Annotated in this window: 4 protein-coding genes; 2 read left to right on the forward strand and 2 right to left on the reverse strand. The window is 71.5% G+C overall.

Going from position 1 to position 6,459, the window contains the following annotated elements; all coding sequences use genetic code 11:
* The first annotated feature begins 1,243 nt into the window (after positions 1-1,243).
* Entirely contained in the window at positions 1,244-2,089 is an 846-nt protein-coding gene (locus C1708_RS33345; protein ID WP_106416661.1) for an alpha/beta fold hydrolase, read from the forward strand.
* Between the two features lie 65 nt (positions 2,090-2,154).
* Positions 2,155-2,709, forward strand: a complete 555-nt coding sequence (locus tag C1708_RS33350) for a hydrolase (protein WP_106416662.1) — start codon at positions 2,155-2,157, stop codon at positions 2,707-2,709.
* Between the two features lie 75 nt (positions 2,710-2,784).
* On the opposite strand, the gene C1708_RS33355 is transcribed toward C1708_RS33350, so the two are convergent.
* Together C1708_RS33355 and C1708_RS33360 are read right to left on the reverse strand one after the other, a co-directional pair.
* Positions 2,785-4,494, reverse strand: a complete 1,710-nt coding sequence (locus C1708_RS33355) for an ABC-F family ATP-binding cassette domain-containing protein (RefSeq protein WP_106416663.1) — start codon at positions 4,492-4,494, stop codon at positions 2,785-2,787.
* On the reverse strand, positions 4,487-6,124 hold the full coding sequence (locus C1708_RS33360; protein ID WP_106416664.1) for an ABC-F family ATP-binding cassette domain-containing protein: 1,638 nt from the start codon (positions 6,122-6,124) through the stop codon (positions 4,487-4,489). Before C1708_RS33360 ends, C1708_RS33355 begins: the two co-directional genes overlap by 8 nt.
* Between the last annotated feature and the right edge of the window lie 335 nt (positions 6,125-6,459).

A 6,459-nucleotide genomic window follows, 5' to 3' on the forward strand; every position in this document is an offset into this window, starting at 1 on the left:
GTCCCGCCCGCCGCGGGGACGTGGAGCTCATCCTCTCTGCTCCCCGCGCCCGCGGGGATGGTCCCTTCGCGATGGCTGGCGACGACAACTTCGCGGGGTGCTCCCCGCGCCCGCAGGGATGGTCCCACGTACCGGTTGGGCCACTTCGGTCTGTTCCACTGCTCCCCGCCCCCGCGGGGATGGCCCCCGCTTCGGCGGCTTCATGTACAACCCGGATGCCTACTCCCCGCACCCGCGGGGATGGTCCCCAGTCGATCCGTGAAGTCGTCGACCAGGTCCTCTGCTCCCCGCACCCGCGGGGATGGCCCCTACCTCGTGCCGTACCCGTCGGTGTCCTCCTCCTGCTCCCCGCATCCGCGGGGATGGTCCCGTCGGTTACCGGTGCCTGGCCGGGGCCGAGGACTGCTCCCCGCACCCGCGGGGATGGTCCCGGCCCGGTCCGCAAGTGCCCGCCCTGCAAGTCCTGCGTCCCCGCGCCTGCGGGGATGGTCCCGCCTGTGCGTCGTATCCGGCCATCTGCACGGCCTACTCCCCGCACTCGCGGGAATGGTCCCGTCACCATCGAGAACAACGATCGTGTTCGTCACTGCTCCCCGCATCCGCAGGGATGGTCCCGACGTGGCTCGGGAGACCGAGGCTCATGTCCACTGCTCCCCGCCCCCGCGGGGATGGTCCCTTGTACGCTCGCCGTCCCACGCAGCGCTTGCCCTGCTCCCCACACCTGCGGGGATGGTCCCGCCACACGGTTCATGGTGGTCTGGGTCTGCTGCTGCTTCCCGCACCCGCGGGGATGGTCCCTTGACTGTGGGCCAGCCACAGAATCCGCCACTGGTGCTCCCTGCGTCCGCGGGGATGGTCCCCAGGCGTACGGCTCCTCAGCGCTGTCCGGGTGGTGCTCCCCGCACCCGCGGGAATGGTCCCGTGTCCGGCGTCGTCTCCGTCGGTACCGGCGAGTGCTCCCCACGCCCGCGGGGATGGTCCCAGGTCGCCGGGCTCGTGCACGTTGCCTTCAACGTGCTCCCCGCACCCGCAGGGATGGCCCCGAAGTCGAGTTCGCGGAGCAGGACTTCCAGGCCTGCTCCCCGCACCCGCGGGGATGGTCCCGCCTACCTCATCAACCCCGTCGACCTCGAGGACTGCTTCCCGCACCTGCGGGGATGGTCCCCGGCCGTTCTCGTAGTTGGCCAGCACGCTGCGCTGCTCCCCGCACCCGCGGGGATGGTCCCAGGTACCAGGGGAACCGGTGGCCGGCCTCGCCGCTGCCATCGGCGGCCGGCCGCTGGAGTCCGGGCAGAAGCCACCGGCCCGCAGCGACACCGGCGGCACGACGGCACCCCCGGCGCAACGGGCGCGCCGCACACCACCGCTGACCCGGTGGTCGCACTACGGCGACACGGGGCGGCCCACCCTGCTGCTCCCCCCGCTCAACTGCGACGAACGGGCGTGGACCCAGCAGATCCCGGCCCTGCTCCGGGAGGGACGTGCGATCCACGTCCCGGAGTATCCGGGGCACGGGGACGTCCCCTTCGACGAGGAGGGCTTCTCCTTCGAGGCGCTCGCAGACGAGGTGGCCGGCTTCCTGCGGGACACCGTTGGCGGCCCGGCCGACCTGGTCGGCTGGTCCCTCGGCGGTTGCGTCGCGACACTGACCGCCCTGCGGCACCCGGAGCACGTGGCCTCGCTGACACTCGTCAGCTGCGCGCCCCGCTACGGCGAGGACGCCTTCGAACGCACCCTGGAGTTGCGCGAGGAGCTGCGCGTACACGGCGGCCTGCTGGAGGCGGTGTTCGGCGAGGGCGGCAACCCGGCCGAGAAGTTCGGCGCGAACGCCTCCATGGACATCCTGCGCTGCTACTACACGGCCCTGACGGCCTTCGACGTCGTCGAGCGGCTCCCGGACATCACCGCGGACTGCCTGGTGGTCCGCGGACTCGACGACTGTGTCCTCGATACGGAGGCGGTCGCGCAGTACTCCAAGATCCCCGGCGCACGGGTGATCGAGTTCACGGACCACGGGCACTATGTGCCGCTCACCGCGGCACGCGACTTCAACGAGACGCTGACGGCGTTCTGGGCCGAGCGGGCCTGACCTCGCGACGGCTGCAGGACATCCGAGCAGCACAACCCCTCACGGAAATGGATCGGTTACCGGACATGCTGGTACGCGCGGACAAGGCGGCGGTCGTCCTCTTCGACATGCAGTTGGAGCTCATCCCGCTGCTGCTGGAGGGCACCCAGCTGCTGCACAACACCTGCTGGGTGGCGGAGGTGGCACGGGAGTTCGACCTGCCGCTGCTGCTGACCGAGCACAAGAAGCTGGGCGGACTCTCCCTGTCGCTGCACGAGGCGGCCGAGGGCGCGGCCCGGCTGGAGAAGGAGCACTTCGACTTCCTGCGTGAGGAGCCTCTCGCGCGGCATGTGGCGCAGACGGACCGGGAACAGTACGTGCTGGCCGGTGCGGAGACCCACGTCGTCGTCCTCCAGTCGGCGCTGAGCCTGCTGGAGCAGGGCAAGACGGTGTTCGTGCTCGCCGACACCGTCTCCGCGCGCAACCAGGCCGACCACGAGCTGGGCCTCGCCCACCTGCGACAGCTCGGGGTGCACCTGATCACGCGGGAGATGCTGTTCTTCGAACTGATCCGCAACTCCGAGGACCCCCGCTACCTCGAACTGGCCAAGAAGTACCTGGACGGCCGCTACATCCGCTAGCCGAGCGGCCCGCGCCTGCGACGGACACCCGTCGCCCGCTTTCCGGGCGGGCGACGGGGGTCCGTTCACGGGCTTTCAAGCAGGCCGGATCAGCTGCCCGTGCGACAGCTGAAGGAGCCTGTCGCGGTGCTGTTCGCGCAGGGCGCGGTCATGGGTGACGATCACGACCGGTCCCGTGAACCGCTCCACCGCTTGAAGGAGTTGTTCGACGAGCAGCAGGCTGAGGTGGTTGGTGGGTTCGTCGAGCAGCAGCAGATGCGGCCGCCGGGCGAAGAGCAGCGCGAGTTCCAGGCGCCGCCACTGGCCCACGGACAGCCGGTTCACCGGGGTGGCGAAGTCCGCGGGACGGAACAGACCGAACCTGGTCAGCTCGGCTGCGGCGTCCTCGGCGTGGACGGCGCGGCGGGCGGCGAAGGCGTCGAGCAGGCCACGCCGCTCCGCGCCGAAGTCGCTGTCCTGCGGCAGATATCCGATGCGCAGCCCCGGCGCGCGCTCCACCGCTCCGGCGTCCGGGGCGCGCTCGCCCGCCAGTACCGACAACAGCGTCGACTTGCCCGCGCCGTTCGGACCGCTGATCACGTACCGGCTGCCGCTCGCCAGCGTCAGCTCCGCCCGGTGCAGCACCTCCCCGACGGTCAGGCCGGTGGCCCGCAGCAGCACACCATCGGCGGGCTTCGGCACCTCGACGGTCTCTTCCGCGCCCTCGGGGGGAGCGAAGTCGAGGGGCTCCGGCGGGCGCGGCACCGCCTCGTCCAGGAGGCGGCGCAGCTGCAGCTGGGCGGCGCGCCCGGTACGGGCGACGGCCCGCTCGGCGCCGCTGCCGGCGGCGTCGTAGGACAGTTTGTCGTTGTCGGCCCTGCCGCTGAAGACGCGCCCGCTGGTGCGGGCCCGGTCGACCCGCCGCCGGGCCGCGGCCAGTTCCTTGCTCCACTGGTGGTAGCGCTGCCACCAGCGCTCCCGCGCCGCGGCGCGTTCGTCGAGGTAGTCCCGGTAGCCGCCGCCGTAGCGCACGGTCAGACCGCGCGGGCCGTCCAGGTCGACGATGGCGGTGACGGCCGCGTCGAGCAGCACCCGGTCGTGAGAGGCAATCAGGCACGGGCCTTCGTAGGCGGCGAGCCACCGCACGAGCCAGTCCACGGCCCGGTCGTCGAGGTGGTTCGTCGGCTCGTCGAGCAGCAGCCCGGCCGGTTCGTCGAGGACCAGGGCGGCCAGGGCGAGGCGGGCCCGCTCCCCTCCCGAGAGGCTGTGCACTCGGCGGGCCCGGTCGAAGCCGGCCAGGCCGAAGACGTCCAGGACCTCACCGATGCGGGCGCCGAGCTGCCAGCCGCCGCGACGGCCGAACTCCTCCTGGAGGCGGCCGTATTCGGCCAGTACGGCCGTGAGGTCGCCGGGTTCGGCCGACATGCGCTCCTCCGCGGCGCGCATTCGCGCGGACAGCTCCCCGAACTGGGCCGTGGCCCGCTCCAGTACGTCTTCGATGGTGAAGTCGGGGGCGAACTCGGGCTGTTGCGGCAGGAACCCGACGCGGCCGGTGACCGCGCGCACGACCTGGCCGTGCTGCGGTGCGAGGTCACCGGCGAGGACACGCAGCAGGGTGGACTTGCCGCGGCCGTTCTCGCCGATCAGACCGACCCGCTCGCCGTGGGAGACGGTGAGCGACACATCGCGCAGCACCGCGCGGTCTCCCAGAGTGCAGTGCAGGTTCTCGGCGAGGAGGTGTGCCGAGCGCCGGTCGGCGGCCAGGACGTCCTGCCCGCCGGCCGGTTGCGAGGAGGCGTCAGTCATCGCTGGGCGCCCCCGTCTCGTGCAGGCGGCCGTCGGCCATCCGCAGCCAGCGGTTCACCCCGATCTCCTTGATGAACCGTTCGTCGTGGCTGACCACGACGAACGCGCCCTGGTAGGAGTTGAGGGCGCCCTCCAGCTGTTCGACGCTGTCGAGGTCGAGGTTGTTGGTGGGCTCGTCGAGGAGCAGCAGCTGCGGCGCCGGCTCGGCACCGAGGACACAGGCCAGGGTGGCGCGCAGCCTCTCACCTCCCGACAGGGCCCCGACCGGGAGGTGGGCGGCGGGCCCGCGGAAGAGGAAGCGGGCCAGCAGGTTCATCCGCTCGGCCTCGGGCTTGAGCGGCGCGTGGTCGGCCAGGCACTGCGCGACGGTGCGGTCCAGCGGCAGGGTGTCCAGGCGCTGGGAGAGGTAGGCGATGCGCCCCTCGGCCCGCTTGAACTCTCCGCGCTCCGCCTCCAGCTCTCCGCTGATCAGCCGCAGCAGGGTGGACTTGCCGGCGCCGTTGCGGCCGGTCAGCGCGATCCGCTCCGGCCCTCGGATGGTGAGGTGGACCCCCTCGCCCGCGAAGAGCTCCCGCTCGCCGTAGCGGACGTTGATGCCCTCGCCGAGGAACACGGTGCGTCCCGCCGGGACCTGGGTGTCGGGCAGCTCCAGCGCGATGGTGCGGTCCTCGCGCAGCATCCGGCTCGCTTCGTCCAGCCTGGCCCTGGCGTCGGACAGCCGCTGGCCGTGCGTGTCGTTCGCTTTGCCCGCCGATTCCTGGGCGCGCCGTTTGAGGGTGCCCGCGGCCATTTTGGAGATGCTGCCCTTGCGGGCGGCCTTGGCCCCCACGCTCGCCCGGCGCGCGGCGCGCTCACGGGCCTGCTGCAACTCCCGTTTCTCCCGCTTGACCTGCTGCTCGGCGGTACGGATGTTCTTCTCGGCCGTCTCCTGCTCGGCGCGTACGGCCTCTTCGTAGTCGGTGTAGTTGCCGCCGTACAGCCGCATGTCGCCCGATTCGAGCTCGGCGATGGTGTCCATGCCCTCGAGCAGCGCCCGGTCGTGGCTGACCACCAGCAGGCAGCCGCTGAAGCTGTCCAGTACCTGGTAGAGCTTGCGGCGGGCGTCCAGGTCGAGGTTGTTGGTGGGTTCGTCCAGGAGCAACACGTCGGGCTGCCTGATCAGCTGGGTCGCCAGGCCCAGGGAGACGACCTGGCCGCCGCTGAGGGTGGTGAGCCGCTGGGTCAGCTCGACGCCGCCGAGCCCCAGGCGGTCGAAATGGACCCGGCTGCGCTCCTCGATGTCCCAGTCGTTGCCGACCGTGGTGAAGTGCTCCTCGCTCACGTCCCCGGAGGCGATGGCGTCCAGCGCCTCGACGACGTCGGCGATGCCGAGCACCTCGGCCACGGTCATCTCGCCGGTCAGGGGCAGGCTCTGGGGAAGGTAGCCGAGCAGGCCCTCGACCCGCACGCTCCCGCTGCTAGGACGCAGTTCGCCCGCGATCAGCTTGAGCAGGGTGGACTTGCCCGCACCGTTGGGCGCGACCAGGCCGGTGCGGCCGTCCCCCACGGACCAGGACAGGTCTTTGAACACCGACGTGCCGTCGGGCCAGGAGAAGGAGAGATTCGAGCAGACGATGCTGGCGTCGGACATGTACGCAGGCCTCGCAGATGATGCAGGCGCGCCAAGGCGCCCATGGATGGGAGGGGGGCACAGCGCGTGGGGGCACGGCCACGACGCCGCGCACTGTCGAGTGCACAGCGGTGGCAGCCGACATCCCGGGGGAATCACCCGGTGATGTCGTCGTCACCCGCGATCACCACGGCTACCTCTCCTTCGTGTACACCATCCGCAACTCCACCGTACCAGAGTGGGCTGTTGATGCCAGGTGCGCCCGGCCGGGGACCGGGTGGCCCCAGCGTGCCACGGACGCGCCCCCTTCCACCGGACGGCCGTAGCCCAGGGTCCCTTGCATGATCGAGGTCTGT

It is taken from the genome of Streptomyces sp. DH-12 (genome assembly GCF_002899455.1).
Taxonomy (GTDB): domain Bacteria; phylum Actinomycetota; class Actinomycetes; order Streptomycetales; family Streptomycetaceae; genus Streptomyces.

Coding starts and splice junctions, on each gene's coding strand:
- C1708_RS33350 (WP_106416662.1), top strand. CDS start 2,155: ATGCTGGTACGCGCGGACAAGGCGGCGGTCGTCCTCTTCGACATGCAG.
- C1708_RS33360 (WP_106416664.1), bottom strand. CDS start 6,124: ATGTCCGACGCCAGCATCGTCTGCTCGAATCTCTCCTTCTCCTGGCCC.
- C1708_RS33355 (WP_106416663.1), bottom strand. CDS start 4,494: ATGACTGACGCCTCCTCGCAACCGGCCGGCGGGCAGGACGTCCTGGCC.